This is a genomic window from Bradyrhizobium sp. HKCCYLRH3097, assembly GCF_051167875.1.
Taxonomy (GTDB): domain Bacteria; phylum Pseudomonadota; class Alphaproteobacteria; order Rhizobiales; family Xanthobacteraceae; genus Bradyrhizobium.
Genome location: NZ_JBNPTX010000001.1, coordinates 663285 through 688274, shown reverse-complemented (window position 1 = coordinate 688274; position 24990 = coordinate 663285). Strand labels below are relative to the sequence as shown.

Annotated in this window: 24 protein-coding genes and 1 tRNA gene; 13 read left to right on the top strand and 12 right to left on the bottom strand. The window is 66.5% G+C overall.

Features of this window, described 5'->3' with window-relative positions:
* The first annotated feature begins 362 nt into the window (after nucleotides 1–362).
* Nucleotides 363–1400, top strand: coding sequence for an LLM class flavin-dependent oxidoreductase (locus ACQR0U_RS03120; RefSeq protein ID WP_434842586.1), 1038 nt, complete (start codon nucleotides 363–365; stop codon nucleotides 1398–1400).
* A gap of 237 nt (nucleotides 1401–1637) precedes the next feature.
* On the top strand, nucleotides 1638–2024 hold the full coding sequence (locus ACQR0U_RS03115) for a hypothetical protein (RefSeq protein ID WP_315752282.1): 387 nt from the start codon (nucleotides 1638–1640) through the stop codon (nucleotides 2022–2024).
* A 38-nt stretch (nucleotides 2025–2062) separates the two neighbouring features.
* Here the strand turns inward: ACQR0U_RS03115 and ACQR0U_RS03110 are convergent, their stop codons facing one another.
* From ACQR0U_RS03110 to ACQR0U_RS03100, 3 genes are all read right to left on the bottom strand, one after another.
* Nucleotides 2063–4168: a tetratricopeptide repeat protein gene (locus ACQR0U_RS03110; RefSeq protein ID WP_434842585.1), complete on the bottom strand. Its 2106-nt coding sequence runs from the start codon at nucleotides 4166–4168 to the stop codon at nucleotides 2063–2065.
* Between the two features lie 81 nt (nucleotides 4169–4249).
* The gene (locus tag ACQR0U_RS03105; RefSeq protein ID WP_315715264.1) at nucleotides 4250–4942 is read right to left on the bottom strand and encodes a flavin reductase family protein; all 693 of its coding nucleotides are present in this window, start codon (nucleotides 4940–4942) and stop codon (nucleotides 4250–4252) included.
* Nucleotides 4943–5132: 190 nt separating this feature from the next.
* Nucleotides 5133–5209: transfer RNA gene (locus ACQR0U_RS03100), tRNA-Arg, on the bottom strand.
* A gap of 394 nt (nucleotides 5210–5603) precedes the next feature.
* Here ACQR0U_RS03100 and ACQR0U_RS03095 point away from each other — a divergent pair.
* From ACQR0U_RS03095 to ACQR0U_RS03085, 3 genes are read left to right on the top strand one after another with little or no spacing between them, the layout of a single operon-like run.
* Nucleotides 5604–6527, top strand: coding sequence for a spermidine synthase (locus tag ACQR0U_RS03095; RefSeq protein ID WP_315715263.1), 924 nt, complete (start codon nucleotides 5604–5606; stop codon nucleotides 6525–6527).
* Entirely contained in the window at nucleotides 6524–7141 is a 618-nt protein-coding gene (locus ACQR0U_RS03090; RefSeq protein ID WP_315715262.1) for a fused MFS/spermidine synthase, read from the top strand. Before ACQR0U_RS03095 ends, ACQR0U_RS03090 begins: the two co-directional genes overlap by 4 nt.
* A 25-nt stretch (nucleotides 7142–7166) precedes the next feature.
* Nucleotides 7167–8111 carry a M28 family peptidase gene (locus ACQR0U_RS03085; RefSeq protein ID WP_315825506.1) on the top strand — a complete coding sequence of 315 codons (945 nt, stop codon included), beginning with the start codon at nucleotides 7167–7169 and terminating at the stop codon, nucleotides 8109–8111.
* 28 nt (nucleotides 8112–8139) lie between these two features.
* Here ACQR0U_RS03085 and ACQR0U_RS03080 read toward each other — a convergent pair whose 3' ends face one another.
* Nucleotides 8140–10266 carry a phytoene desaturase family protein gene (locus ACQR0U_RS03080; protein WP_315752286.1) on the bottom strand — a complete coding sequence of 709 codons (2127 nt, stop codon included), beginning with the start codon at nucleotides 10264–10266 and terminating at the stop codon, nucleotides 8140–8142.
* A gap of 355 nt (nucleotides 10267–10621) precedes the next feature.
* On the opposite strand from ACQR0U_RS03080, the gene ACQR0U_RS03075 reads away from it, so the two are divergent.
* The 3 genes from ACQR0U_RS03075 to ACQR0U_RS03065 all read left to right on the top strand — a co-directional run bounded on the left by ACQR0U_RS03075 (nucleotide 10622) and on the right by ACQR0U_RS03065 (nucleotide 12324).
* On the top strand, nucleotides 10622–11338 hold the full coding sequence (locus ACQR0U_RS03075; RefSeq protein ID WP_434842583.1) for a hypothetical protein: 717 nt from the start codon (nucleotides 10622–10624) through the stop codon (nucleotides 11336–11338).
* A gap of 100 nt (nucleotides 11339–11438) precedes the next feature.
* Nucleotides 11439–12023 carry a YidB family protein gene (locus ACQR0U_RS03070; protein WP_315752288.1) on the top strand — a complete coding sequence of 195 codons (585 nt, stop codon included), beginning with the start codon at nucleotides 11439–11441 and terminating at the stop codon, nucleotides 12021–12023.
* 34 nt (nucleotides 12024–12057) lie between these two features.
* The gene (locus ACQR0U_RS03065; RefSeq protein WP_315715257.1) at nucleotides 12058–12324 is read left to right on the top strand and encodes a GlsB/YeaQ/YmgE family stress response membrane protein; all 267 of its coding nucleotides are present in this window, start codon (nucleotides 12058–12060) and stop codon (nucleotides 12322–12324) included.
* Between the two features lie 55 nt (nucleotides 12325–12379).
* Here ACQR0U_RS03065 and ACQR0U_RS03060 read toward each other — a convergent pair whose 3' ends face one another.
* Nucleotides 12380–13159, bottom strand: a complete 780-nt coding sequence (locus tag ACQR0U_RS03060) for an SDR family NAD(P)-dependent oxidoreductase (RefSeq protein ID WP_315715256.1) — start codon at nucleotides 13157–13159, stop codon at nucleotides 12380–12382.
* A gap of 233 nt (nucleotides 13160–13392) precedes the next feature.
* Between ACQR0U_RS03060 and ACQR0U_RS03055 the strand changes: the two genes are divergently transcribed.
* The 3 genes from ACQR0U_RS03055 to ACQR0U_RS03045 all read left to right on the top strand — a co-directional run bounded on the left by ACQR0U_RS03055 (nucleotide 13393) and on the right by ACQR0U_RS03045 (nucleotide 16594).
* Complete coding sequence (locus ACQR0U_RS03055; RefSeq protein ID WP_434842582.1) at nucleotides 13393–14457, top strand: acyl-CoA dehydrogenase family protein; 1065 nt, start codon at nucleotides 13393–13395, stop codon at nucleotides 14455–14457.
* 19 nt (nucleotides 14458–14476) lie between these two features.
* Complete coding sequence (locus ACQR0U_RS03050; RefSeq protein WP_315752289.1) at nucleotides 14477–15634, top strand: acyl-CoA dehydrogenase family protein; 1158 nt, start codon at nucleotides 14477–14479, stop codon at nucleotides 15632–15634.
* Between the two features lie 153 nt (nucleotides 15635–15787).
* Nucleotides 15788–16594: an enoyl-CoA hydratase/isomerase family protein gene (locus tag ACQR0U_RS03045; protein ID WP_315752290.1), complete on the top strand. Its 807-nt coding sequence runs from the start codon at nucleotides 15788–15790 to the stop codon at nucleotides 16592–16594.
* Nucleotides 16595–16704: 110 nt separating this feature from the next.
* Here the strand turns inward: ACQR0U_RS03045 and ACQR0U_RS03040 are convergent, their stop codons facing one another.
* The 3 genes from ACQR0U_RS03040 to ACQR0U_RS03030 all read right to left on the bottom strand — a co-directional run bounded on the left by ACQR0U_RS03040 (nucleotide 16705) and on the right by ACQR0U_RS03030 (nucleotide 19783).
* The gene (locus ACQR0U_RS03040) at nucleotides 16705–17478 is read right to left on the bottom strand and encodes a hypothetical protein (protein WP_316170973.1); all 774 of its coding nucleotides are present in this window, start codon (nucleotides 17476–17478) and stop codon (nucleotides 16705–16707) included.
* A gap of 126 nt (nucleotides 17479–17604) precedes the next feature.
* Entirely contained in the window at nucleotides 17605–18399 is a 795-nt protein-coding gene (locus ACQR0U_RS03035) for an enoyl-CoA hydratase (RefSeq protein WP_434872081.1), read from the bottom strand.
* Nucleotides 18400–18598: 199 nt separating this feature from the next.
* Nucleotides 18599–19783, bottom strand: a complete 1185-nt coding sequence (locus ACQR0U_RS03030) for an ABC transporter substrate-binding protein (RefSeq protein ID WP_434872098.1) — start codon at nucleotides 19781–19783, stop codon at nucleotides 18599–18601.
* Nucleotides 19784–20006: 223 nt separating this feature from the next.
* On the opposite strand from ACQR0U_RS03030, the gene ACQR0U_RS03025 reads away from it, so the two are divergent.
* Together ACQR0U_RS03025 and ACQR0U_RS03020 are read left to right on the top strand one after the other, a co-directional pair.
* The gene (locus tag ACQR0U_RS03025; RefSeq protein ID WP_316170975.1) at nucleotides 20007–20783 is read left to right on the top strand and encodes a thermonuclease family protein; all 777 of its coding nucleotides are present in this window, start codon (nucleotides 20007–20009) and stop codon (nucleotides 20781–20783) included.
* Nucleotides 20784–20831: 48 nt separating this feature from the next.
* Nucleotides 20832–22298 carry a M48 family metalloprotease gene (locus ACQR0U_RS03020; RefSeq protein ID WP_315715427.1) on the top strand — a complete coding sequence of 489 codons (1467 nt, stop codon included), beginning with the start codon at nucleotides 20832–20834 and terminating at the stop codon, nucleotides 22296–22298.
* A gap of 15 nt (nucleotides 22299–22313) precedes the next feature.
* On the opposite strand, the gene ACQR0U_RS03015 is transcribed toward ACQR0U_RS03020, so the two are convergent.
* From ACQR0U_RS03015 to ACQR0U_RS03000, 4 genes are all read right to left on the bottom strand, one after another.
* Nucleotides 22314–22727 (bottom strand): hypothetical protein, encoded by a 414-nt coding sequence (locus ACQR0U_RS03015; protein ID WP_316193288.1) that lies wholly within the window; start codon nucleotides 22725–22727, stop codon nucleotides 22314–22316.
* A gap of 172 nt (nucleotides 22728–22899) precedes the next feature.
* Nucleotides 22900–23730, bottom strand: coding sequence for a CarD family transcriptional regulator (locus ACQR0U_RS03010; RefSeq protein ID WP_316203498.1), 831 nt, complete (start codon nucleotides 23728–23730; stop codon nucleotides 22900–22902).
* 501 nt (nucleotides 23731–24231) lie between these two features.
* Complete coding sequence (fdxA, locus tag ACQR0U_RS03005; protein ID WP_315715248.1) at nucleotides 24232–24570, bottom strand: ferredoxin FdxA; 339 nt, start codon at nucleotides 24568–24570, stop codon at nucleotides 24232–24234.
* A gap of 114 nt (nucleotides 24571–24684) precedes the next feature.
* Nucleotides 24685–24990 (bottom strand): RNA-binding S4 domain-containing protein, encoded by a 306-nt coding sequence (locus ACQR0U_RS03000; RefSeq protein WP_315752296.1) that lies wholly within the window; start codon nucleotides 24988–24990, stop codon nucleotides 24685–24687.

Sequence of the window (24990 nt, the reverse complement as noted above, 5' to 3'; positions counted from 1 at the left end):
TTCTGGAAAAACGAAAGAAAAATTTTTGCCGGTCGTCCGGACCGTCTGATCCGCCCGGTATCACGACCACCGTCATTCCGGGGCAAGGCCGAGAGGCCTTGAACCCGGAATCTCGATATTGTCTTGCGTCCATTCTGAACGACTTCGAGATTCCGGGTTCAATCGTCAACACGCAGCCGCTCCGCGCCTGCGCATCGACGATTGCCCCGGAATGACGGAGAATGGCGACGGCCCAACCTTCTCGTGATGCGCTCAAGCTCACGGAAACCTTGTGTTTCGCTTTCCTCCGCTTGCAATCCGGTGCGGCCCCTTCCAGCTGACGAGCAGAGGCCGTATGACGGCCCGACGCAACGGAATGAGACATGAGCACAGCGATCGAATTCGGCCTGGACACGTTCGGCGACGTCACCCGCAACGCGGAGGGCGCGATAGCCGCCCATGCCCAGGTGATCCGCGACGTCGTCGCGGAGGCGGTGCTCGCCGACCAGCTCGGGCTCGATTTCATTGGGCTCGGCGAGCACCATCGCGGCGATTTCGCGATCTCGGCGCCGGAGGTGGCGTTGGCGGCGATCGCCGCGCGCACCACGAAGATCAAGCTCGGCTCGGCGGTGACGGTGCTGAGCTCGGACGACCCGATCCGCGTGTTCCAGCGGTTCTCGACGCTGGACGCGGTCTCGAACGGCCGCGCCGAGGTCATCCTCGGCCGCGGCTCCTTCACCGAGTCCTTCCCGCTGTTCGGCTTCGATCTCAAGGACTACGAAGCGCTGTTCGAGGAGAAGCTCGATCTGTTCGTCAGCCTGCTGCCCCAGCAGCCACTGACCTGGCAGGGCCGGTTGCGCCCGCCGCTCAGGGATCAACTGGTCTATCCGCCGGTCGAGCATGGACGGCTGAGGGCCTGGATCGGCGTCGGCGGCAGTCCCGAGTCCGTGGTGCGCGCCGCGCATTACGAGCTGCCGCTGATGCTCGCGATCATCGGCGGCGACCCGAAACGGTTCGCGCCCTATGTCGAGCTGTACCATCGCGCGCTCAAGCAGTTCGGCCGCGAGACGAAGCCGATCGGCGTGCATTCGCCGGGCTATGTCGCCGACACCGACGAAGTGGCGCGCGAGGAGCTGTGGCCGGACTACAAGACCATGCGCGACCGCATCGGCCGCGAGCGAGGCTGGCCGCCGATGGGCCGCGACGAGTTCGTCCAGGAGGCCGATCACGGCTCGCTCTATGTCGGCTCGCCGGAGACCGTGGCGCAGAAGATCGCCGCGACGATCAAGGCGCTCGGCCTGTCGCGGTTTCAGCTGAAATACTCAGCCGGTCCGCTGCCGCATGCGAAACTGATGCGGAGCATCGAGCTGTATGGCAAGGTGGTGGTGCCGAGGGTGAGGGAGTTGCTGGCGGAGCAGTAGGTCGGCTACGCGGTCCTTCACCATGTCCGCAACCGCGCCCGGCCCTTGCATCACGGGACCTGGATCAAAGGCGCGAGCAAAACGGCTCGTTCAGGACAATCCAAGCGAGCCGATTAACAGAGCCTTCGTGACACGCATCGTAGGCTCGATGTCGCGCATGCCTGCTCCGATCAACGGGCGCAATCCGATCGGTTGCCCGGAGGCAGACGATAAGCTCGCGAGCCTGGGAACGAACTGATGTTGCTGAAGATCGTCGCGGTGGTCTACGGGCTCTGGTTCGTCCAGGCCGCGTTGGAGCCCGGCTTCTACGACACGCCGTCTCACATGGCGAGCTCGACGCTCGCGCTCGGCGGATTGCTCGCGCTGTTCGATCACGCCTTCAGGATGGGCTGGCTGTCCGCCAACATCTGGCGGACCGTTGCGCTTGTCTACGTCGCCGACGGCCTGGTCCACGTGGTCCCGAGCGCCAAGGCCCTGATCGAGGCACAACGTTTCGAGGTGCTGGCGGGCGCTGCGGCGATCAGCTTCGTTTTCCAACTCCCGATGCTCTTCAGCTTGTGGCGATTGTCGTTTCCGTCCACGCGCTCGGATCAGACCGGTCTCGCACGCATGGCCATGCGATAAGCGTCAGGCCCTGTCAGCCTTCGACATCGCTCACCGCCTCATACCAGCCCGGGCAACGACGGCCCGCGCTCACCTGCCGCCAGCCGCGCGAGCTCCCCTGCCGTCCGCGCCAGCACACCGTCCCAAGCCATGGGCTTCTCCTGCCTGAATAGCCGCATGGTCGGATACCACGGGGTGTCGGCGCGATCGCGCAACCAGCGCCAGTCGAGCGCATAGGGCAAGAGCACCCAGACCGGACGGCCGAGCGCGCCGGCGAGATGCGCCACCGACGTGTCGACGGAGATGACGAGATCGAGCACGGCGACGGCGGCCGCGGTCTCGGCGAAGTCGCTCAGCAACGGCGCGAGATCGATGACGTCGGTGCCAAGCTCGGCGAGCCCTAGCGCATCGTCCGGCCGCGGCTCCTTCTGCAAGGAATAGAGCTGCACGCCCGGCATCACCAGCCGCGGCAGCACCGCCTGCGCGGTGAGCGAGCGCTGGCGGTCGCCCTTGTGCCTGGGATTGCCGGCCCAGACGACGCCGACCTTCAACGACGGCGCGCGCCCGAGCACGTTGCGCCACGCGGCCATCTTGATCGGATCGGCCGCGAGATACGGCACCTCGGCCGGGATTGTCTCCAGCGTGGTGCCGAAGATGCGCGGCAGATCCATCAGCGGCGCCTGCAGGTCGAATGGCGGCAGCGGCGCGCCGCGCGGCACCACGGTCACGCCCTCCAGACAGCGCAGCAGCGGCGCGATCGCCGGCTGCACCTGCAGCACGACCGGTCCCCCCATCATCCTGACGCGATCGATGTAGCGCACGAATTGCAGCGCATCGCCGATGCCATATTCGGCGAACAGCAGCAGCGTGCGTCCGTCGAGCGGCGCGCCCTGCCATTCGGGCGCGTCGAAGCGCGGCATGCCCGCGGAGAGGTCCGGACAGTCGCGGCCCCAGCGATGCTCCGCAAAGCCGTTCGCGAGGTCGCCGCACATCAGCAGGAAATGCGCGTGATTGTAGCGGGCGAGCGCATTGTCGGGCGCCAGCGCGATCGCACGATGCGAGGCGGCCAGCGCCGCGTCGATGTCGCCCGCGTTGCGCAGCGCCACCGCGAGGTTGGCGTGACCCTTGGCGTAACCGGGATCGGAGGCGACGGCGCGGCGATGCGCCGCGACGGCCTCGATGGTCTCGCCGCGCATCTCGTGGATGATGCCCAGATTGGTATGCGCCGGGGCGTGATCGGGCTGCAGCGCCAGCGCGTGCTCGCAGGCGGCAATGGCCGCATCGAGCTGGCCCGTCCCGCACAGGCAGGCCGCGAGATTGCTGAGCACGACCACATCGGTGGGATCGAGCACGGCGGCGCGCCGATAGGCCTCGACGGCCTCGGCCGGGCGGTCGGCCTCATGCAGCGCGTGCCCGAGCAATCGCGCGGCATTGGCATCGCCGGGCGCGAGATCGCAGGCCTGACGATACTGGACCGCGGCCTCGGCAAAGGCGCGCTGCTTGTAGAGCACATCGCCCAGGCTGAGATGCAGGCCGGCATCGGCCGGCTGCGCCGCCAGCGCATGCAGATAGGCGGGCACGGCCTCGTCATATCTGGCCTGGTCGGCGAGCACATGCGCCAGCGCCCGCCATGCACCGGGATAGGAGGGCTCGCGCTCGAGCAACTCGCGATAAGCCGCTTCCGCCTCGGCAAGTCGCCCCTGCCGGTTGAAGGCGAGCGCGAGATTCCAGCGCGCGTGCCCGAGCGCGGGATCGAGCGTCAGCGCATGGCGATAGGCGGCCTCGGCCTCGGCGAAGCGCGACAGCTCGAGCAGCGCGCTGCCGAGCCTGCTGTGAATCGCCGCATCGAGCGGCCGCAAAGCCGCTGCGCGCGCGAACGCATCGGCGGCGCCCTTGCGCTCGCCTTTCACCGCGAGCGCATCGCCGAGCGTGACATAGGCCGGCGCATGGTGGGGATCGCGGGCGAAGACGCGCCCGAGCAGCTCCGCACCCTCCGCCATGCCGCCGTCGGCGAAGGCGAGGATCGCGGACAGATGCAGCGCCGGCAGATGATCCGGCACCGCTTGGAGGATGTCGCTGCAAAGCGCCTTGGCCGGACCGGCGCGCCCCGCATTGTAATGATCAGCCGCCTCGATCAGCAGCCGGTCGACAGCCACAGCCCCCATGATGTCCCCACCTCTCGCACTCGAATGCAAGCTTCAACGTGCGGCCGGGCGATTCCAGGCGAGACTCCAGGCCGAGCCGGCTCAGCCTGCCGCCACCTCCATTCGCATGGCCGCCTCGCGGGCGCGCTCGACGTCGGGCGTGCGATAGGCCGCCTCCGGAATGGTGCCCAGCCGCGACTCGTGAAGGCGCGCGCCCAGGCCATAGAACTGCTGGAAGCTCATGATCAGCGGCCGCCATTTGTCCGGGTCGATGCGGTCACGCGTACCGTCCATCAGGATGGCCTCATCGACATGGACCCGCTGCACCCGCACCTCGAAGCACTGGATGTGCCCCTTCAGGATCGCGTCGTCGTCGGCGATGCCATGCACCGACTCGATGCGGGCTTCGAGCTGCACCGCGCATTCCGCGACGCGCGGAGCCGCAACGGTTTCCGACGCCGTTGCGGTCAACCCGGCGGCGGCGAACTTGTCGGACACGTGGCGGTAGCCCTTGCGCTGCTTCATCGCCGGCACCGGGTCCGATCCCGTGGTCAGCGCCAGGCGATCGACGGCGGCGACGAGATCGACCGACGGCAGGTTCAGCACGCACTCGCCGGTGCGGCGCATGTTCTGCGGCGTCTTCGATCCGGCGGCGAGGCCCAGCATGCAGCGCCAGCCGAGCCAGAATGCCGACGACATCGGCGCGAGATTGAAGCCGCCGTCCTCGTTGACGGTGCTGATGAGGACGACCGGCGTCCCGAAATAGAGGATGCCCGGCTCGATGGTCGTATGCATGGAAAGCTCTCCAGGGTGATGCATCTCGGCGGCGATTGCGCGCGCCGCGCGGACGGGGCTCAGGCCGCCGTCTCACTCGGAGAAGTTCCTCGATGGCAGCGAAGCGCTCCACCCGATTCCCGAACGGGCCGGATCAGGCGCGCCCTGGGTTTGATCTGGAGATTGTCTGCGCGTGCAAGGCTGCGGCAGATGGCGATCCCGGCATGACTCGAACATGCGACCTACGGTTTAGGAAACCGCCGCTCTATCCAGCTGAGCTACGGGACCGGAGCCTGCACCGAAGTGCACCTGCTTCGCCGCCTCCATAGCAGACCCGGCCACCGACCGGAAGCCTCTCCGGTCGGAGCCTGGACCGGGCGGCCGACCGGGGCACAACGATGCTCGGGTCCCCTGAGGGGACGGCGACGGGAACGCAGCCGCGCGATCCCGGTTAGAGCGGGGCCGCTCATGCCCGATCACACCCCCGTTTGGGAGGGGCGGTTTGACTATCCGGACGGCAGCCGATGGTCTAAGAGAACGGCGCCAATCTGGAACCCGGCCTCGGGATTGCCGTATTGGTCGTGCCTGAGCGCATCTCGTGGCCGGGCCAGGCGTCCGGCGCCACGAGATCCGCTCGATCCAGCGCGCCTGCCCATTTCAGCCGAGGGACACAGACAAGTCGATGCTCATCCGGTCGGTCATTTCAGGCGTGTTCGCAAGCTTCCTCTCCATCGCCGCCGCAAGCGCGCAGGACACCCGCCACCTGCTGGAGTCGAAGGAGTCGCTCTACAACAACATCTATGTCTATGAGCAGGCGCCCTACCGCAGCATGACGTTCGGTCACAACCGGCGCATCTATACCGAGAGCGTCTACAACACCCAGGACGAGCTCGATCTGCCGGTCGACTATACCCGCTTCATGACCGCGAGCGTCATGTACGCAAAGAATGTCGGCTCGGTCCTGGAGATCGGCTTCGGTGGCGGCCGCACCGCCTGGTACCTGCACCGCTTCCTGCCCAAGGTGCAGGTGACCTCGGTCGAGCTCGATCCGACCGTGCTGGAGCTCGCCAAGAAGTATTTCGGCATCAAGGAGGAGCCGAACTTCCACGTCGCCAACCGCGACGGCCGGCTGTTCGTGCAGGAATCCAAGGAGCGCTACGACATCATCCTGATCGACGCCTATCGCGGACCGTTCGTGCCGTTCCACCTGCTGACCAAGGAATTCTACCAGCTCGTCAAGGAGCATCTCGCCGAGGGCGGCGTGGTGGCGCAGAACGTCGAGCCGTCGACCATGCTGTTCGACGCCGCGGTCAAGACCATCCACAGCGTGTTCCCGCAGGTCGACTTCTACGAGGCCGGCGGCAACATCGTGATGGTCGCCTATCCCGGCGACGAGCGGAAGCCGGAGGATCTCGCCGCCATCGCGCAGGAGCGCGACAAGGAATTCGGCTTCCGCTACAAGCTCGCCGACATGCTGGCGCAGCGCAAGCGCATCGACATCGATAACGGCCAGGTGATCGACGCCAAGGCCAAGGTGCTGACCGACGACTTCGCGCCGGTCGAGGCGCTGAAGAGCATCGAGCGCCACAACAAGAAGCTGCCATGAGCGCGCCGGTGTCCCGCGCCGGCATGCTGGCGATCTATCTCTGTTCGTTCCTGGTCGGCTGCGTGCTGATGGGCTTCGAGATGCTCGGCAGCCGCTACCTCAACCCGTATTTCGGCAGCGGCATCGGCGCCTGGGCCAGCCTGATCTCGACCGTGCTGTGCGCGCTCGCGATCGGCTATTTCGCCGGCAGCGCCATCGTCGACCGGCAGCCGACGACGCGCACCATCGGCACCATGATCCTGATCGCCGCCGCCTACATGGCGCTGGTGCCGGCGACCGCCGACACCGTCATGGCCGACATCCTCGACAGTATCGGCGACGGGCCGATGGCGACGCTGATGGCCTCGACCGCGCTGCTGCTGGTGCCGCTGACCCTGCTCGGCACCTTCTCGCCGATCGCCGTCAGCCTGTTGACGCGCTCGGCCGGCGAGGCCGGCCGTGTCGCCGGATTGGTCTATGGCGTCTCGACCATCGGCAACGTCGTCGGCACGCTGGTCACGACGTTTGCGCTGATTCCGACGATCGGCTCGCGCGCGATCACCTATTATTTCGCCGTGGCGCTGGCTGGCTGCGCCGGCATCCTGTTCATTCCATTCGGCAAGAAGACGTCCTGATTTTCATCATTGAAGAGCTTTGCGGATGACTGAGTTCTGGCCTCGCCTCGCCGCCACCGCGACAGCGGCCGTATTGCTGCTGATGTCGCCGACCGCCTACGCCGCGGACGCGCAGATCGAATTGTGGGACGGTCAGCGCGCAATGGCTGTCATCGCCGATCTGCTGCGCTTCACGCCGCGATCGATGGGCGAGCCGGGACATCAGAAAACGATCGACTACATCAAGGCGGCGATGGCCAAGAGCGCGGCGGACGCCGTGCTCACGCAGAGCTTCACCGCCAAGGGCGATGACGGCAAGGCGATCCCGCTGACCAACATCATCGCCCGCTTCCAGGTGCAGAACCCGCGGCGCGTCATCGTCGCCACCCATTACGACAGCATCATCAAGGCCTATCGCGATCCCAAATCGCCGGACGCACCGATGCCGGGCGCCAACAACTCCGCCTCGGCGGTGGCGCTGCTGCTCGAGACCGCACGCGTGCTGTCGCTGTCGCCGAAGCCCGACGTCGGCATCGACATGATCTTCTTCGACGGCGAGGAGGGGCCGAAATCGCTCGGCGCCGGCGATCCGACCTGGCGCCCGCTGGGCTCGCCGCATTTCGCGGCCAACCTGAAGACCTATTATCCGACGCACAAGCCGGAGAAGGCAGTCGATTTCGACATGGTCTGCGACAAGGATCTCAAGCTGCAGCCGGAGCCGTCGTCGCTGGCCTCGGCGTTGCCCGAGGTCAAGAGGTTCTGGAGCATCGGCAGCCGTATCGCGCCATCGGCGTTCTCGCCGGAGCCCACGGCGTATCCGATCAGCGACGACCACACGGCGCTGCAGCAGGCCGGCATTCCGAGCTTCCTCGTCATCGACTTCGACTACGAGCCCTATTTCAACACCACGCAGGATACGATCGAGCAGTGCTCGGCGCAGAGCCTGGAGACCGTCGGCCGCACCCTGCTGCGCTACCTCTATACGCCTTGATACGCCCGAGCTGCGGCAGGCGCCGCGCTCAGGCCGCCCGCGGCCGCGCCGTCACCGCGTCCGACGCGACTGCCGATGCGCGCGCCAGCAGACCCGGCACCAGCGCCTCGGCCGCCTCCGCGCCCGAGATCACCACGGCCTCGACGCCCGCTCCGGCATTGCCGCCGCCGGCGATGACGAGATTGCGCACCGGCGCCTTGGCGCCCTTCAGCCGTCCCGACTGCGCCACGCCATAGATCGCGCCGGCGCTGGCGAGATCATAGCGTGCATAGGTCACCGGGCTGGCGTCGGTCCGATAGACGATATGCCTGGACAAGTCGGGAATGACGGTCGCGGCAGCGGCAACCATGGCATCGCCGAGCTGCTGCTTGCGGGCCTCGTAGTCCGGCGAGCGCCGCCACGCCTTCCAGTCGTCGCCGCCCTCGCCCGGAAACCAGCGCGTGGCCTGATCGTGCGGCACGAGGGTGATGATCGTCATCGTGGCATGGCCTTCGGGCGCCGCCGACGGGTCGAGCTTGGACATCACGGCAAGGCCGATTCCCATCGGCGTATCGAGATGCGTGGCGGGCGCGATGTCGGGCACGATGTCGAGGCCGAGATGCACCGAGAAGCACGACGTCGCCGGCGCGAGGGTGCGGGCACGCTCGCGAAAACCGGCGGGCAGATCGTCGGGACTCAGAAGCTCGGTGAAGGTACGGCCGAGATCGGCATTCGAGACCACCGCCTGCGCGCGAACCGTGCGGCCGTTGCCGAGCACGACGCCAACGGCGCGGCCCTCCTCGACCAGGATGCGCGTGACCCTGGATTTCAGATGCACCTCGCCCCCCCTGGCGGTGACCGCCTCGGCGAGCACGTCCGCGAGGCGGCCGGAGCCGCCGACCGGATAGAAGCCGCCCTTGAAATAGTAGCCGAAGATCGGGACCATCTGGGCGCAGCTCAGCGTCTCGCTGCCGTCGCCGAGATAGCCCGACAGCGCATTGAGATAGGCGATGAGTTCGGGATCGGAGACATGGGCGGCGACGAGCTCGTCGAACGGCCGGTTCATCCACCTGAACGCCTGCGGATGCTTGCGCGGGAAGGCCAGCATCTCCTCCAATGTGGCGGGCATGCCGGGAATGCCGCTGCGACCCTGCCCCGTCGCGTACATGCTTTCGAAAATGGCATGGATGGTGTCGAACAGCCGGGTGAGCCCGTCCGCGCTGGCGGGAAACATCTCGCAGAGCAGTCGGACATAAGCACGCCAGTCCGCTGGCACGTCGACGCGGCGGCCGGCGAGACGGTAGGAGTGGGTGACCCGCCGCCACTGGATGCGGTCGGCGACGCCGAGCCGGCGCAGCACGCTGTCGACAGGCCCGCCCGGCCAGACGCCGGAGAAATCGTGCGGCCCTGCATCGAAGCGATACAGCACCGGCTTGTTGTCGTGGTGAGCCTTGCGAAGATAAGTGTGGCAGAAGCCGCCCGGCACCACGTGGTGATCGAACACCTTCACCTTCAACCCGGACTCCGCGAGCAGGGCGGCGGCCGTCAGCCCGCCGATTCCGGCGCCGATCACCGCGACGTCGCAGTCGACGCCGGCCGCGGGGGTGAAGCCCGGTGCCGGCCAATGGCACTCCTCGCGCGCGGCCCGCATGCGCAGCAAGGCCTGGCGAATTGCGAAGCGCGGGCCGAAGATCGAGATCAGCGCGCCGCCGACGACGATCATCGTCGCGATCCAGGAGGCGACGCCGGCCCAGCGGCACAGGCCGAGGACCAGGAACAGGACGCCCCAGAGCCCGGTCATCATCATGTTGATCAGGTGGAATTGGGGCGTCGAGGCGCTGTCGGCATAGGCCGAGCGGGAATAGTCCGCGGTCCAGGGACGGCCGACGGCGAGCGAAGCGAAGCTGATGAGGCCGAGCCCTGCGAAGGACAGCCACAGCGCGTTGCCGGCCGTCCAATTCGGCGCGACGTCGTTGGCGATCGCCAGCACGACGAAAAGGGCGAGGCTTCCGAGCTCCAGCAGCGCGAGCTCGCTCCGGGAGGCTCGCCAGACGTTGGCGGCGAGCGCCAGGGCCAGCGCGGACCACACCGCCCATGCCGGCTGATGCCAGGCCAGCAGGGTCCAGAACGCGACGAACGGCAACAGCGCCAGCTTGACCGTGAGGAACACTTTCATCGCAGCCTCTCCTCCGCACCGGGCGGCGCAGCTCATCTTTCCATTGTCAAGATATTCATAGGAGCGCTTGCCCGGTCTCGTCAACACCAATCTTTCCAACGTCAAGATTAGTTTCGTCAACTACGGCGGGATGAAAATGGTGGAAAAATGCTGCGTATCGTTCCGGCGCCACAGCAAGGCGCGATTCACGAACGGCGCTGCCGTCATTGCCGGCCCGACTGTGGCAACGAGATCACGGAACCACGGCAGATAAAGAAGAAAGTCTCAATTTACGCAGCATTGGAGTCACACCCCGCCGCAAAATGGCGACAATCTCCCGTCATCTGAGGCGGGGAGCCGCTGAGGATTACCGTTCGTGTACCCACCCCGCCTGCCAGTACTGGTCTTTGCAGCGATCACCTGCCTGCCCGCCGTGCAACCTCAACGCGCGCATGCGGAATGGTGGAGCCGCTCCCCGACGGATTTCGAGGAGTGTGCCGATGCCGCCGAGAAGTCCGCCTCCAAGGAGGAGAAGACGGCGGCGCTGGCGCAGTGCAACGCGAAATTTGCCGGGAGACGGAAGCCGGGCGGCGGCTACGTCTATTACGACTTCATGCAGGATCGCAGCTTCGACATCGCCGGTCCCAATCCCACGGCCGAAGAGCAGAAGTTCATCGACCAGCAGTATACGCAATACCTCGAGCGCCAGCGCCACGCCAACATGAGCTCGGCGATGATGTCGCGGCCGCAAACACAGGACCTCCAGCCCTCGCTCCGGGACATGACGGCGCGGGCCGCGATCGAGCCGCCGAAGCCGGCCATGCCGGCCCCGCCGCCGCAACGGCCGAACAAGCCGCCGGTCGCGACCGCGCAGGGCGGATTGCCGCCGCCGGCGTCGAACGTGGAGGCACGCGCCCGCATCAAGGCAGCGCAATGCGCCAAGGACGGCTGGCGCCGCGATTCGTTCTCGTGCAACTTTCCGGTCCTGTCGGAGAAGCTCGACGAGCTGAAGCGGATGTTCACCGGCCCGAGCCAGGCCGCAGCCGCACCGCCCGGAGCCAAGGCGCCGAAACGGGCCGAAGCCCGGAACTGAGCCGCGCGCGACACGTTCCCCTGTGCGACGAAACTGACCGCGGCTTGTAACGCCGCGTGCAAGCCCATAGGTTTGTCGGCGCGGGGCGCAGGAGCAGGTCATGGGTCTACTCGATATCCTCAACGGCATGCAGAACGGCCCGAGCGGGCCGAGTCATCCGACCACGCAGAAGAACGGCGGCATGTCGCCGATGACGATGGCGATCCTCGCTTTGCTGGCGTGGAAAGCGGTGAAGCATTTCTCGCAGAATGGACAGCAGCCGAACGCGGCGCCTGCGCCAGTCCCGCCGCCCCAGCCGACCGGGAATCAAGGCGGACCGCTCGGCGGTGCGCTTGGTGGCGGCCTCGGCAACATCATCGCCGGCGGCCTGGGCGGCCTGCTTGCGGGCGGCGCGGCCGGCAGCGTGTTGTCGGGCGGGCTCGGCGATCTCCTGCGCCAGTTCCAGGACAAAGGCCATGGCGACACCGCGAACTCCTGGGTCTCCCCCGGCGAGAACAAGCCGATCTCGCCCGGCGATCTCGCCAATGCGCTCGGCGCCGATCAGATCGATCAGCTCACCGCGCAGAGCGGGCTGTCGCGCGACGAGCTGTTGAACGGGCTGAGCCAGTACCTGCCGAAAGTGATCGATCAGCTCACGCCGGACGGTCGGCTGCCGACCGAGCATGAGTTGGCGGGCCGGATCTGACGCTCCGCGATCGTTGACGGGAAGGACGAGACTCATGCTGCACATTCTGATCGTCGGGCTGGTCGCCGGCTTCCTGGCGCGGCTTCTATCGCCGGGTCCCAACAATCCCTCCGGCTTCATCCTGACCATCGTGCTCGGAATCGTCGGCGCGTTCATCGCCACCGCCATCGGGCAGGCCATCGGCCATTACAGCCCCGACCAGGGCGCGGGCTACGTGACCGCAACCCTCGGCGCGATCGTGGTGCTGTTCATCTGGAACAGGCTGGTCGCGAGCGGCACGATCCGCGATTTCAATCGGTAACGGCCTCGCGCCACGTCATCGCGAGCGACCACAGCGGCCACTCGCCATGACGATTTCACCCCAACAGATGCATCCCCGCATCCATGCGCACGACCTCGCCGGTCATGTGGCCTGACGCCGGGCTCGCCAGGAACGCCACGAGCTGCGCGATGTCCTCAGCGGATGAAGCCGCGCGCAGCGGCACCCGCGCGACCACCGCATCGCGCACCTGCTTGGCACCGGCCTCGCCGCGGCCCTTGGTGAACCAGGGCGTATCGATGTAGCCGGGGCAGACGGTGTTGACGCGGATCGCAGGCGCCAGGGCGCGCGCCAGCGATAGCGTCATCGTGTTCAGCGCGCCCTTGCTGGCGGCGTAGGCGACCGACGAGCCGATGCCGCTGATGCCGGCTACCGACGAGACGTTGACGACCGCGGACGCACGCGCCGTCGCCTTGGCTGCCGCTTCCAGCAGCGGCCGCGCGGCGCGCACCATCTGGAAGGGGCCGATGGTGTTGACTGCGAAGATGCGCTGGAAATCCTCCGCCGAAAGGCCATCGAGCTGATCGTGCGGCACGTGCTTGGTGGTGCCGGCATTGTTGACGAGGGCATCCAGCCGGCCCCAGGCCGCAGCGGCGGCGACGATCTTGCGGCAATCCTCATCGCGCGACACGTCGCCTTGAATGACGACGACCTCGACTCCTTCCTTGCGGCAGAGATCAGCGGTCTGCTCGGCTTCACTCTTGCTGTTCGAATAGTTCACGACGATGCGCATGCCGGCCTTCGCCAGCAGCAACGCGGTCGCGGCTCCGAGGCCGGACGCCGACCCCGTCACGACCGCGCACAGACCTTCAGCCATTCCGCACCTCCCTGTTTGCCTTGCTTCTTCTTAGCCAACATCGCTGCATCTGCAAAATCGGCACAATCTCCGCAGCGCGGAAATCGCTCGCCTCCATGCGGCGAGCGGACGGGGCCCTGCAGCGGGCTACGCTTGTCAGGGCCGTCGCTTGCGCTCATCATGCCGGCAAAACATCGCCGGCGCGCGCAGGACATGGCGCGCCGAGACCGACGACAACGAGGGCGAGGAGCGCTGTGGCGGAAGCTGAGAACATCGTCGTTGCGACCGCGGAAAGGATCTTCGCCGATCTCGCCGACCCGCAGACGATCAACCACGACAAGGACGGCCGCTGGACGGCGCCGCTGTGGCGGGCGTTGAGCGAGGCCGGCCTGACGCTCGCCTGGGTGGGCGAGGAGTTCGGCGGCGCCGGCACTGACCTCGCCGATGGCTTTGAGATCATCAATGCCGCCGGCCGTTTTGCGATTGCGGTGCCGCTGGCCGAGACGCTGCTCGCGGGCTGGCTGCTGCAACAAGGCGGCATTGCCTCCCCCGACGGCGCCATGACGATCGCGCCGGCTCATCCGAGAGACCGGATCACGCTCGACACTGACGGCACCTTGTCCGGCCGTGCCCGCGGCGTGCCGTTCGCAAGGACGGCGCAGCACGTTGCCGTGCTCGCCGAGGGCGGAGACGGCGTGTCGATCGCGCTGGTCGAGACCGCGCGGCTGCGCATCGACGCGGGCCTCAACCTCGCCAACGATCCCAGCGACACGGTGACGTTCGACAAGATCATGCCGCTGGCATGCCGGCCGGCACCGGCCGGCTTCGACGCCACCACCTTGATGCTGATGGGCGGCGTCGCCCGCGGACTGCAGATCGCCGGCGCGCTGGATCGGCTGCTCGCGATCAGCGTCAAGTATGCGGGTGAGCGCGTCGCCTTCGAGAAGCCGATCGGCAAATTCCAGGCCGTGCAGCACAACCTGGCACGGCTGGCCGGTGAGAGCGCCGCCGCGAGCGCCGCCGCGACATCGGCCGCGGATGCGATCGCGCGGGCCGCCGCATTCGACGAGGCGGTGTTTCTCGAAGCCGCCGCGGCCAAGATCCGCTGCGCCGAGGCCGCCGAGAAGGGCGCGGCGATCGCGCATCAGGTCCTCGGAGCCATCGGCTTCACCACCGAGCACATCCTGCACCGCTTCTCGCTGCGCGCGCTGGCCTGGCGCGACGATTTCGGCTCCGAGAGTCATTGGGCCGTCGAGCTCGGCAGGCGCGTCGCTGCGCGCGGCGCCGACGAGCTGTGGCCGCTGGTCGCCTCGCGCTGACCCCGAAGAGGATTGTTGCATGAGCGCACTTCGTTTCGATCCGATCCGGCTGCCGAGGGAATGCGAGGAGCTGCGGAAGGAGGTGCGCGCCTTCCTCGCTGATGAGATCGCGGCCGGCACCTTCAACCCATACCAGCCCAAGCGCGAGGATGCCGACGCTCGCGAGTTCGCCGCGCGCGTCGGCGCGCGCGGCTGGATCGGCATGACCTGGCCCAAGCAATATGGCGGCCACGAGCGCTCGTTCCTGGAGCGCTACGTCGTGACCGAGGAAATGCGCGTCGCCAACGCGCCGGTCAGGCGCTTCTTCGTCGCCGACCGGCAGAGCGGGCCAATCCTGCTGCGCTACGCGCCCGAGCATATCAAGATGGACATCCTGCCGCGCATCTGCCGCGGCGAGCTGTGCTTCGCGATCGGCATGAGCGAGCCGAACTCGGGCTCCGACCTGTTCGCCGCCAAGACGCGCGCGACGAAGACCGAGGGCGGCTGGCTGATCAACGGCTCGAAGATCTGGACGACGTCGGCGCACATGGCCGACTACATGATCGCGATCTTCCGCACCTCGCCGTCGACCAAGGAGAACAGGCGTCATGGCTTGACGCAGTTCCTGGTGAACATGAAAACGCCCGGCATCAAAGTGAACCCGATTGGGCAGATCACCGGGCAGAAGGAGTTCAACGAGGTCGTCTTCACCGACGCCTTCGTGCCCGACGATCATCAGCTCGGCGAGATCGACGGCGCCTGGAAGCAAGCGACCTCCGAGCTCGCCTATGAGCGCTCGGGACCGGAGCGCTTCCTCGAAACCTATTACGTGCTGACCGAGCTGGTGCGCGCGGTCGGTCCCAACCCCGACACGCGCAGCGCGGAGGGCATCGGCCGGCTGGTGGCTCAGCTGCACACGATGCGGCGGATGTCGGTGTCGGTCGCCGGCATGCTGCAGGCCGGCAAGGAGCCGGTGGTGGAGGCCTCGATCGTCAAGGACGTCGGCACGATCTGGGAGCAGCAGCTGCCGCACCGCGTCCGCGACCTCGCCGCGTTCGTCGAGGAGAACGCAGGAAATCGCGAAACCTTGGAGAACCAGCTGACCTTTGCGATGCAGACCGCGCCGAAGCTGACGATCCAGGGCGGCACCACCGAGGTGCTGCGCGGCATCATCGCGCGCGGGCTGGGATTAAGGTGAGGGTCGACGACACGCCGCGATCGTCGCAGCCGCGCCCACGGGCGAGTAGCTCCGTCATCGCGAGCGCAGAGAGCGATCCAGGACCGCACCAACAGTCTGGATTGCTTCGCTGCGCTCGCAATGACGCTGGAGAAGCAGAATCGGAGACCCACCATGACCCACTTCCCTGACATCGGCGTCGAGATCCACGGCCATGTCGGCCTGATCGAGATTCGCCGGCCGCCGCTCAATTTCTTCGACATTGCGCTGATCAACCAGATCGCCGACGCGCTCGAAGGCTTCGACCGCGATATCGAGATCCGCGCCTCGGTGCTGGCGGCGCAGGGCAAGGCGTTCTGCGCCGGCGCCAATTTCACCGATCCGGCACGCCAGGCGCAGGAAGCGGCCGGCGCCAAAGGCGATCCGGCCGACAGCCTCGGGGCGATCAACCATCTCTACATGCAGGCGGTGCGGATCTTCCGCTGCAAGAAGCCGGTGGTCGCCGCCGTGCACGGCGCCGCAATCGGCGGCGGGCTCGGCCTCGCCGTCTCGGCCGACTTCCGCGTCACCTGTCCGGAAGCGCGCTTCTCCGCCAATTTCACCAAGCTCGGCTTCCATCCCGGCTTCGGGCTGACGGTGACGCTGCCGGAACTGGTCGGCAAGAACAACGCCGAGCTGATGTTCTACACCAGCCGCCGCGTCACCGGCGAGGAAGCGCTGAGGATGGGCCTCGCCAATGAATGCGTGCCGCAGGACCAGGTGCGGACGGCTGCGATGAAGCTCGCCGCGGAAATCGCCGAATGCTCGCCGCTCGGCCTGCTGTCGACCCGCGCCACGATGCGCGCCAATCTCGCCGACCGTGTGATGGCAGCAACCGAGCACGAGCTCGCCGAACAGACCCGGCTGCGCGCGACCGAGGATTTCAAGGAAGGCGTCAAGGCAACGGAGGAGCGGCGCTTCGCGAACTTCAGGGGGCGGTGACGAACCGCGAGCTTCGATCGACGTCATGGCCGGGCTCGTCCCGGCCATGACGTCTTGATACGAGGAAAGACGAACGTGGATGCCCGGTCAAGCTCGGGCATGCCGATCGACTAATTGGCGACCGCCCCCTGCAACGCGAAGGCAACGCCGCCAGTTGTGAAGCAACCGCCTGAAACCGCATAGCCACGGGCGCGCGCAGCGTCGGCCACACGTGCAGCATCGGCGACGCGGAACGTCAGCCCGCTCATGAGTTCGCGCTCGCCGGGTTCGACACGGATACGGGCGTTCGGCAAGTACAACCGCTCAACACCATCGCTGCCGGCCGCCGGCACCACATCGAGAATGCGCCCCCAATGCGCGGCAAGTAAAGCCGGCGCGGGGCTCTGCAGCACCACCTCGGTCAGCGCCGACGTCACGTCGCTGCGGATCGCGCGCGTCCAATCCGGCCCGGCGGGCGGATACGGGCCGAGCACATCGTCGCTGCCCTCGGTGTGATTGAGCTCGATGAAGGCGGCGCGGCAGTCGCGGGGATGCAGTTGCACCCCGTGATAGGGCGGATGATCGATGACGTTGGCGATCCGCACACCCATCTCGTTGGCACGGGCGGCACGGCCATCGGGATCATCGCAGGCGAAGATCGCCATGTAGCCACCGCGGCCGCCGGTCTTGTCCAGGAAGCGTCCCGCCGCGGTGTCCTCGCGGGTCGGCGCGATCACCTCGAGCAGGATCGGCCCGACCGGCAGCAGCGCATTCTCCAGCCCGTATTTGCCGACATGCGGATCGCGGTAGCAGACCTCCAGCCCCATGATCGCGGCGATGTCCGAGACCACCGGCTCGAGCCGGGGCGCGACCAGGCAGATCTGACGGAGGTGGAGGTAAGCCATCGCAGCCCTCTTTGCGGAATCCCCTGTTCACACAAGCCCGCGGCGTCATTGCGAGCGACGCGAAGCAATCCAGAGCTCAGGCCATAACCCTGGATCGCTGCGCTCGCAATGACGGAGAACGCGGAGCTATCGGCCCTGAAACACCGGCGCGCGCTTCTCGACGAAGGCTTTCGCCGCCTCCTTGTGATCCTCGGTGTCGCTGCAGCGCGAGTGATGCATCGCCTCGGCGTCGAAACAGGCCTCCAGAGTCATCGTCTCGGCATTGTTGATGTTGCGCTTGATGTAGCCGAGCGTCACGCTCGGCCCCTGCGCCAGCGACATCGCCAGCGCGCGCGTGGCCGCTTCGACCTCGGCGTCGGGCACGACCTTGGTGACCATGCCCAGGGTGAGCGCCTCCTGCGCCGTCAGGACCGGCGAGATCAGATACAGCTCCCGTGCCTTGGCGCTGCCGAGCAGTTGGGTGAGGAAATAGGTGCCACCGAAATCGCCCGACAGCCCGACCTTGGCGAAGGCCGTCGTGATCTTGGCCGACTCGCCGGCCACCCGCAGATCGCAGGCCAGCGCGATCGACAGGCCGGCGCCGGCGGCCGCGCCGTCGATCTGCGCCACCACCGGCTTCTGCATCAGGTGCAGCAGCCGCGACACCTCCATACGCTCGCGCAAGGTCGTCACCTTGGTCTCGAACGAGGGCGCGGTCTTGGCTTCGGCCATCGCCTTGACGTCGCCGCCGACGCAGAACGTGCCGCCGGCGCCCTTGAGCAGCACCGCGCGCACCTCCGGATCATTGGCCGCACGATGCGCCGCCTCGACCAGGCCCTTGGTCAGGTCGCTGTTGAGCGCGTTGCGCCGCTCCGGCCGGTTCATCGTGATCGTGAGCAGGCCGGACTCGAGGTGCTGCAGAACTGTGGTGTTGGTGGTCATGGCCGGCGCTCCTTGTTGTTTCCGGTGTTATGTCTCCGTCATTCCAGGGCGACGCGTCAGCGTCGAACCCGGAATCCCGAGCTGATGGACTCACATCGAGGTTCCGGGTTCAACGCTGCGCGTTGCCCCGGAACGACGGATGTCGCGGCAGAGTTTGCGCCTTGCTCAGGCGCGCCCCGGAATGCCATCGCCCCGGCCGTCACTTCTTCACCAGCGGGCAGCGCGACGCTTCCAGCGGCTGGAACGCCTCGTTGCCAGACACGGTCGCGAGCAGCTTGTAGTCGTCGGACCTGCTCTTCGATTCCGATGGCTTCTTGACCTCGAACAGATACATGTCGTGCACCATGCGGCCGTCCTCGCGGATGCGGCCGCCCTTGGCGAACATGTCGTTGATCGGGGTTGCCCGCATCAGCTTCATGACAGCGTCCGCATCCGTGGTGCCCGCGGCCTTCACGGCTTTCAGATAGTGCGTGACGGAGGAATAGACGCCGGCCTGGGCCGAGGTCGGCACGCGCTTGGTGCGCTCCATGAAGCGCTTGGTGAAGGCGCGGGTGTCGTCGTTGAGATCCCAGTAGAACGCTTCCGCAACCAGCAGCCCCTGCGCCGTCTCGAGCCCGACGCTGTCGATGTCGGAGACGAAGGCGAGCAGCGGCGACAGCTTCTGGCCGCCCTTGGTGAGGCCGAATTCGGCGGCCTGCTTGATCGCGTTGATGGTGTCGCCGCCGGCATTGGCGAGCCCGATCACCTTGGCCTTGGAGGCCTGCGCCTGCAGCAGAAAGGAGGAGAAGTCCGAGGTGTTGAGCGGATGACGCACGCTGCCGAGCACCTTGCCGCCCGACTTCACCACCACGGCGGTGGTGTCCTTTTCCAGATCCTGGCCGAACGCGTAGTCCGCGGTCAGGAAGAACCAGCTGTCGAGGCCAGACTTCACCGCCGCCAGGCCCGTGACGTTGGCCTGCGCAAAAGTGTCGAACACGTAGTGCACGGTGAACGGGCCGCAGGCCTCGTTGGAGAGCCTGACAGAGCCGGGACCATTGAAGATGATGATCTTGTTGCGCGCCTTGGCGATCTCGCCGGCGGCCAGCGCGGTGGCGGAGGCTGCGACATCCCAGATCATCTCGACGCCCTGGTTGTCGAGCATGTCGCGCGCGATGTTGGCGGCGAGATCAGCCTTGTTGAGATGGTCGGCCGCGATCACCTCGATCTTGCGGCCCAGCACCTCGCCGCCGAAATCCTCCACCGCCATCTTCGCCGCGGTCTCGCTGCCGGGACCGGTGATGTCGGCGTAGAGGCTCGACATGTCGAGAATGCCGCCTATCTTCAGCGGCGGCTTGCTCTGCGCATGCGCCACGCCTGAGGACAACGTCAGCGCCGACGCCAGCATGAACAACGACGCCGCCGCGCCGCGGATGGTTCTGCTCATCGATATCCTCCCTGCCGGGCGCGTCGCTACATGGCGACGGCCTCTTTGATAGTTCGCATCATGGCGCACGCTTTCGCATGCGGCAAGCGCTCAGCACGCTCAGCAAAAGCGTCGCCGGTCGCCGCTTTCCGCTCAGTGGAATGGAAATTTCGTGCGATGATGCAGCATGACGAGAGAGCGCAGGATGCGGAGCAGACGGAGGCTGATTGCGCTCGGCGCGAGCGTCGCGACCATCGCGATGATGTCGGCGAGTCACGCCACACCGTGCATGTTCGCGGAGCTCGGCGAAGGCCACGTCAGCGAGATCATCGATGCACGCAGCTTCCGTCTCGACGACGGTCGCGAGGTCAGGCTCGCCGGCATCGAGGTGCCGCCGGAGGAGCAGCGCGCGACGTCGATGGATGCGTTGGGCGTGCTGCTGCGCGGCCGCGACGTCGTGCTGCGCGGAGAGGACGACACCCCTGACCGCTATGGCCGGCAGCGGGCCTTCGCGTTCGTGGCCGGCGCAGACCAGCCAGTGCAGAGCGAGCTGCTCCGGCAGGGCGCCGTGCTGCGCGGGGTCGACCTGCCCGACCGGGATTGCGCCCTCAGCCTGGGCGCGGCGGAAGCCGAGGCACGCAGCGCCGGGCGCGGCCTTTGGAAGATTGGGGCCGTCATAAAAAACACGGAAAGTCCAGACGATATTTTGTCTCGCGTAGGGCTATTTACGGTTGTCGAAGGGAAGGTGTTGTCCGTACGACAGACGGGGACAACAACTTATCTGAACTTCGCTCGTAGCTGGACACGGGGCTTCGCGGTGATTATTCCAAAGCGTATGATGGCGGTATTGGAAGGTGCCGGTATCGACGTCAAATCACTTGCGAATCGGCAGGTTCGCGTGCGCGGTTGGGTTGAGGCGCATGCGGGTCCGAGACTGGAACTGACACAGACTGCCCAGATCGAGATTTTGAGCGGGAATTGACCGCTGAGGTACGTGAGTAGCGACGTGAACCTGTCTGTTCGAAAGCGCATGACGGTGATGAACTGCGGTTCGCGGATCGCACCGGCGCTGCTGTGCCTGGGACTGGCGTTGGCCGGTTGCAGCGACATGGGCAAGTTGCAGCAGGCGACGGCGCCGATGCCGACGCCGCGGCCGAAGCCGGCGATGGTGCAGACGACGCCGGCGAGTGATCGCGAGCACGAGCGCATTCTCGCAACCTATGGCGGCGCCTATGAGGATCCCCAGCTCGAGGGCCTGATCGGCAAGATCGTCGACCGGCTCGTGGCCGTGTCCGATCGCCCCGACCAGGGCTACAAGGTCACGATCCTGAATTCCGGTGCGGTCAACGCCTTCGCGCTGCCGACCGGCCAGCTCTACGTGACACGCGGCTTGATTGCGCTCGCCAACGACACCTCCGAATTGTCGTCGGTGCTGAGCCACGAGATGGCGCACGTGCTGGCGCGCCATGCCGCGATCCGCGAGGACCAGGCGCGGCAGGCCGCCGTGGTGACCCGCGTCGTCTCAGATATGGGCAACGATCCGGACCTGACGGCGCTGGCGCTCGCCAAGACCAAGCTGACGATGGCGAGCTTCTCGCGCACCCAGGAGTTCGAGGCCGACGGCATCGGCGTCGGCATCTCCGCCAAGGCGAAGTTCGATCCCTACGGCGCGGCGCGCTTCCTGAGCTCGATGGAGCGCAACGCCGAGTTGAAGGCCGGTAAAGTCGCAATCGACCCGCGCGCGCAGGACTTCCTGTCGTCGCATCCGGCGACGCCGGAGCGGGTGCAGAACGCCGCCGCCATCGCCAAGCAATACGTCTCCCCCGAGGCCAGGGAGCATGACCGCGAGACCTACTTGGCTGCAGTCGACAACATCGTCTACGGCGAGGACCCGAGCGAGGGCTTCGTGCGCGGCCGGCGCTTCCTGCATCCGAAGCTCGGCTTCACCTTCCAGGCGCCGGAGAACTTCACGCTCGACAACACCGCGCAGGCGGTGATCGGCGTGCGCGAAGGCGGCGCGCAGGCGATGCGCTTCGACGTGGTGCGCGTGCCGGCCCAGCAGACGCTCGGCGACTATCTGAATTCCGGCTGGATGGAGAACGTCGACAAGTCGGCGACCGAGGAGCTGACGATCAACGGCTTCCCGGCGGCCTCGACCACGGCGAGCGGCGATCCCTGGCAGTTCAAGGTCTACGCGTTGCGCGTCGGCAGCGACGTCTACCGCTTCATCTTCGCCTCGCGGCAGAAATCCACCGAGAGCGAGCGCAATGCGCGGGAGACGGTGAACTCGTTCCGCCGGCTCAGCCTGGAGGAGATCCAGTCGGCGCGGCCGCTGCGCATCAAGGTGATCACCGTGCAGCCGGGCGACACCGTCGAATCGCTTGCGCACCGCATGACCGGCGTCGACCGCCCGGTCGAGCGTTTCCGCGTTCTCAACGGCCTCGACGCCCGCGCCCAGGTCAAGGTCCGCGACCGCGTCAAGATCGTGGTGGAGTGACGGGGCTGCGGCGGCTCAGCTCGGCCAGCTTTCCGGAGGACGTCGTTCCAGCTGGGAAGTAGGAAAAACCGGCTCACGGCGCCGAATGTAGCCTATCATCTTTACGAGACGAGCAAGCGCGCCGACATCGCAGCCGGAGCCGTGGCCGACCACGAATTCGTCGAGGCGATGTAGAACATCCTGCTCTTCCGCACTGCCTATGGCCACCGGCTGGAGATCGTCCGGGTCCTGCTGTCCGTCGTGGACGAACAGCTCCCGGTGGTGCAGCCCCTCAGCATCGGGCATCCTCGATCGCTGCAGCCAGAGCGCGATCGGCTGACCGTCCACGGTCTCGAAACGGGCATCGTATGAACCGCCGTCGCGATACACGTCGACGAATACGAGCTCAGCAAGAGGGCTGGATGCCAGTCCAAACACCGGATTTGACATGGCGTCCCCCTATGTCGAGGCAAAGCATGGGACGCCCGCTGCGCAGACACCCCCGCAGCTGACGATCCAAGAACAGTAGCGGGACGTCGTCAAGGCGACACGCCCAAACAAAAAAGCCCGACCTTGCGGCCGGGCTTTCGTAAGCAACTAATTCGAAAACGCAAACGGTCGATCAGGCGGCCTCGTCGGCCACGGCGGTGTCGTCGCCATCGATGTCGTCACCCTCGCCTTCCGCATCACCTTCGGCGACCGCATCGGCTTCGGTCTTGGCACCGCGGCGCGGGCTCTTGGCGAGCTGCGTCTCGATCTCCTTGACGGCCTCGGTCTCGGTCGAGTGCTGCACGACGGCGATCTCGCGCGACAGACGGTCGAGCGCCGCTTCGTAGAGCTGGCGTTCGCTGTAGGACTGCTCGGGCTGCGACTCCGAACGGTAGAGATCGCGCACGACCTCCGCGATCGCGACGATGTCGCCCGAATTGATCTTCGCTTCGTATTCCTGGGCGCGACGCGACCACATGGTGCGCTTGACGCGGGCACGGCCCTTCAGGGTCTCCAGCGCCTTCTTCACCAGCGTCGGGTCGGACAGCTTGCGCATGCCGACATTGGCGACCTTGGCGGTCGGCACCCGCAGCGTCATCTTGTCCTTGATGAAGTTGATGACGAACAGCTCGAGCTTGGCGCCCGCGATCTCCTGCTCCTCGATGGCCAGGATCTGGCCGACGCCGTGAGCCGGATAGACGACGAATTCGTTGGTCTTGAAGCCCTGGCGCTGGGTCGGCAGCTTCTTTTCCTCGACGCGCGGGGCGGCCGCGGCGGGAACAGCCGGCTTGGCGGCGACGGCGGGCTTGGCAACAGGGGCAGCGGCCGCGGGAACGGCGGTCTTGGTGGCAGCCTTGGGCGCAGCGGCGGCCTTGGCAGGCGCAGCCTTGGCAACAGAGTCCTTTGCAAGAGTGGTCTTCGCGGCGGATGCTTTCGCGGCAGTCTTGGCAGTCTTTTCAGGCATTGCGCTTCTTTTGTTCTTGGTGGACTTGGCAGCCGAGGCCTTCGCGGCAGCCCGAATCTCCTTTACAGGAGCCCGGGCACGGCCCTTGGAAACGCTGCGGCTGGCCGCGGCGGCTTTTTTTGTACTCTTGGAAGCACTCTTTTTACGCGTTTTCTGTGACACAGCCTGCGCGCGGAACTGCCACGCCCCTGTTTGATGTTGCGGGAACCTAAAAGGGCGGCCAAAAAAGGTTACGCATGGCCGGGTTCGGCTCTGAGAATGTGCTATATATAGCACATTTGCCGCAAAAATCAATGATTTAGAGGCCGCAGGGGCGGTATTGTGACGGATCCACGAAGTTAGGGTTAAGTGCAACGTGCCGGAATAGAACAACTCATGCAGCGGTTCCCGCTCACCGCATGAGGTGTTCTAGGCCATTGTTTCCGCGCAACGATTTCGATCGGCGCGATGGCGCCCCGCAGGACGGGGCGCGCTGGTGCCTCGCAGGTAGCGAGACGACCGTCAGTCTCCGGCGCCGGGCTTCGACGAAAAATATTTCTGGAACTTTCCATCCTCGCCGTCGTGCTCCTTGGCGTCGGCCGGCGGGTCCTTCTTCTGAGTGATGTTGGGCCAGGACTTGGCATATTCGGCGTTCACGCCCAGCCACTTCTCCAGCCCCGGCTCGGTATCCGGCTTGATCGCGTCGGCCGGGCATTCCGGCTCGCACACGCCGCAATCGATGCATTCGTCCGGATGAATGACCAGCATGTTGTCGCCCTCGTAGAAGCAGTCTACCGGGCAGACCTCAACGCAATCGGTGTATTTGCACTTGATACAGTTTTCGGTGACGACGTAAGTCATCCAAGGCTCCGGAACGGATCGACAATTCGGCTGGCTTGGACTAGCGCAGGACGTGGTGTGCCGCAAGTGAAGCGGGGCGAAGAACTGAACCGGACATTGCTCTGGCGCAATCGATCAGGATCGTCCGCCATCCAGATCATCGTACAGTCCGCGCACCGAGGCAGCATCGCCGCGACGCTCGGCAAAGCCGGTCACCTTGAGCACGCGCACGCTGCGATCGAGCGCGATGGTCAGCACATCACCGGTCTTCACCCCATGGCCCGGCGAGGTCTCGCGCACACCATTGACCCGGACATGCCCCGACGACACCAGCGCCGCGGCGCTGGTGCGCGCCTTCACCAGCCGCGCATGCCACAGCCATTTGTCGAGGCGCTGGCGCTCTGACGGGGTGTCGGACGTCGGCGTTGTCCTTCCAACCAA

Excerpts from the sequence above, each read along its gene's own strand:
- ACQR0U_RS03120 (WP_434842586.1), top strand. The coding sequence starts at position 363 with ATGAGCACAGCGATCGAATTCGGCCTGGACACGTTCGGCGACGTCACC.
- ACQR0U_RS03115 (WP_315752282.1), top strand. The coding sequence starts at position 1,638 with ATGTTGCTGAAGATCGTCGCGGTGGTCTACGGGCTCTGGTTCGTCCAG.
- ACQR0U_RS03110 (WP_434842585.1), bottom strand. The coding sequence starts at position 4,168 with ATGGGGGCTGTGGCTGTCGACCGGCTGCTGATCGAGGCGGCTGATCAT.
- ACQR0U_RS03105 (WP_315715264.1), bottom strand. The coding sequence starts at position 4,942 with ATGCATACGACCATCGAGCCGGGCATCCTCTATTTCGGGACGCCGGTC.
- ACQR0U_RS03095 (WP_315715263.1), top strand. The coding sequence starts at position 5,604 with ATGCTCATCCGGTCGGTCATTTCAGGCGTGTTCGCAAGCTTCCTCTCC.
- ACQR0U_RS03090 (WP_315715262.1), top strand. The coding sequence starts at position 6,524 with ATGAGCGCGCCGGTGTCCCGCGCCGGCATGCTGGCGATCTATCTCTGT.
- ACQR0U_RS03085 (WP_315825506.1), top strand. The coding sequence starts at position 7,167 with ATGACTGAGTTCTGGCCTCGCCTCGCCGCCACCGCGACAGCGGCCGTA.
- ACQR0U_RS03080 (WP_315752286.1), bottom strand. The coding sequence starts at position 10,266 with ATGAAAGTGTTCCTCACGGTCAAGCTGGCGCTGTTGCCGTTCGTCGCG.
- ACQR0U_RS03070 (WP_315752288.1), top strand. The coding sequence starts at position 11,439 with ATGGGTCTACTCGATATCCTCAACGGCATGCAGAACGGCCCGAGCGGG.
- ACQR0U_RS03065 (WP_315715257.1), top strand. The coding sequence starts at position 12,058 with ATGCTGCACATTCTGATCGTCGGGCTGGTCGCCGGCTTCCTGGCGCGG.
- ACQR0U_RS03060 (WP_315715256.1), bottom strand. The coding sequence starts at position 13,159 with ATGGCTGAAGGTCTGTGCGCGGTCGTGACGGGGTCGGCGTCCGGCCTC.
- ACQR0U_RS03050 (WP_315752289.1), top strand. The coding sequence starts at position 14,477 with ATGAGCGCACTTCGTTTCGATCCGATCCGGCTGCCGAGGGAATGCGAG.
- ACQR0U_RS03045 (WP_315752290.1), top strand. The coding sequence starts at position 15,788 with ATGACCCACTTCCCTGACATCGGCGTCGAGATCCACGGCCATGTCGGC.
- ACQR0U_RS03040 (WP_316170973.1), bottom strand. The coding sequence starts at position 17,478 with ATGGCTTACCTCCACCTCCGTCAGATCTGCCTGGTCGCGCCCCGGCTC.
- ACQR0U_RS03035 (WP_434872081.1), bottom strand. The coding sequence starts at position 18,399 with ATGACCACCAACACCACAGTTCTGCAGCACCTCGAGTCCGGCCTGCTC.
- ACQR0U_RS03030 (WP_434872098.1), bottom strand. The coding sequence starts at position 19,783 with ATGCTGGCGTCGGCGCTGACGTTGTCCTCAGGCGTGGCGCATGCGCAG.
- ACQR0U_RS03025 (WP_316170975.1), top strand. The coding sequence starts at position 20,007 with ATGCGGAGCAGACGGAGGCTGATTGCGCTCGGCGCGAGCGTCGCGACC.
- ACQR0U_RS03020 (WP_315715427.1), top strand. The coding sequence starts at position 20,832 with ATGACGGTGATGAACTGCGGTTCGCGGATCGCACCGGCGCTGCTGTGC.
- ACQR0U_RS03015 (WP_316193288.1), bottom strand. The coding sequence starts at position 22,727 with ATGTCAAATCCGGTGTTTGGACTGGCATCCAGCCCTCTTGCTGAGCTC.
- ACQR0U_RS03010 (WP_316203498.1), bottom strand. The coding sequence starts at position 23,730 with ATGCCTGAAAAGACTGCCAAGACTGCCGCGAAAGCATCCGCCGCGAAG.
- fdxA (WP_315715248.1), bottom strand. The coding sequence starts at position 24,570 with ATGACTTACGTCGTCACCGAAAACTGTATCAAGTGCAAATACACCGAT.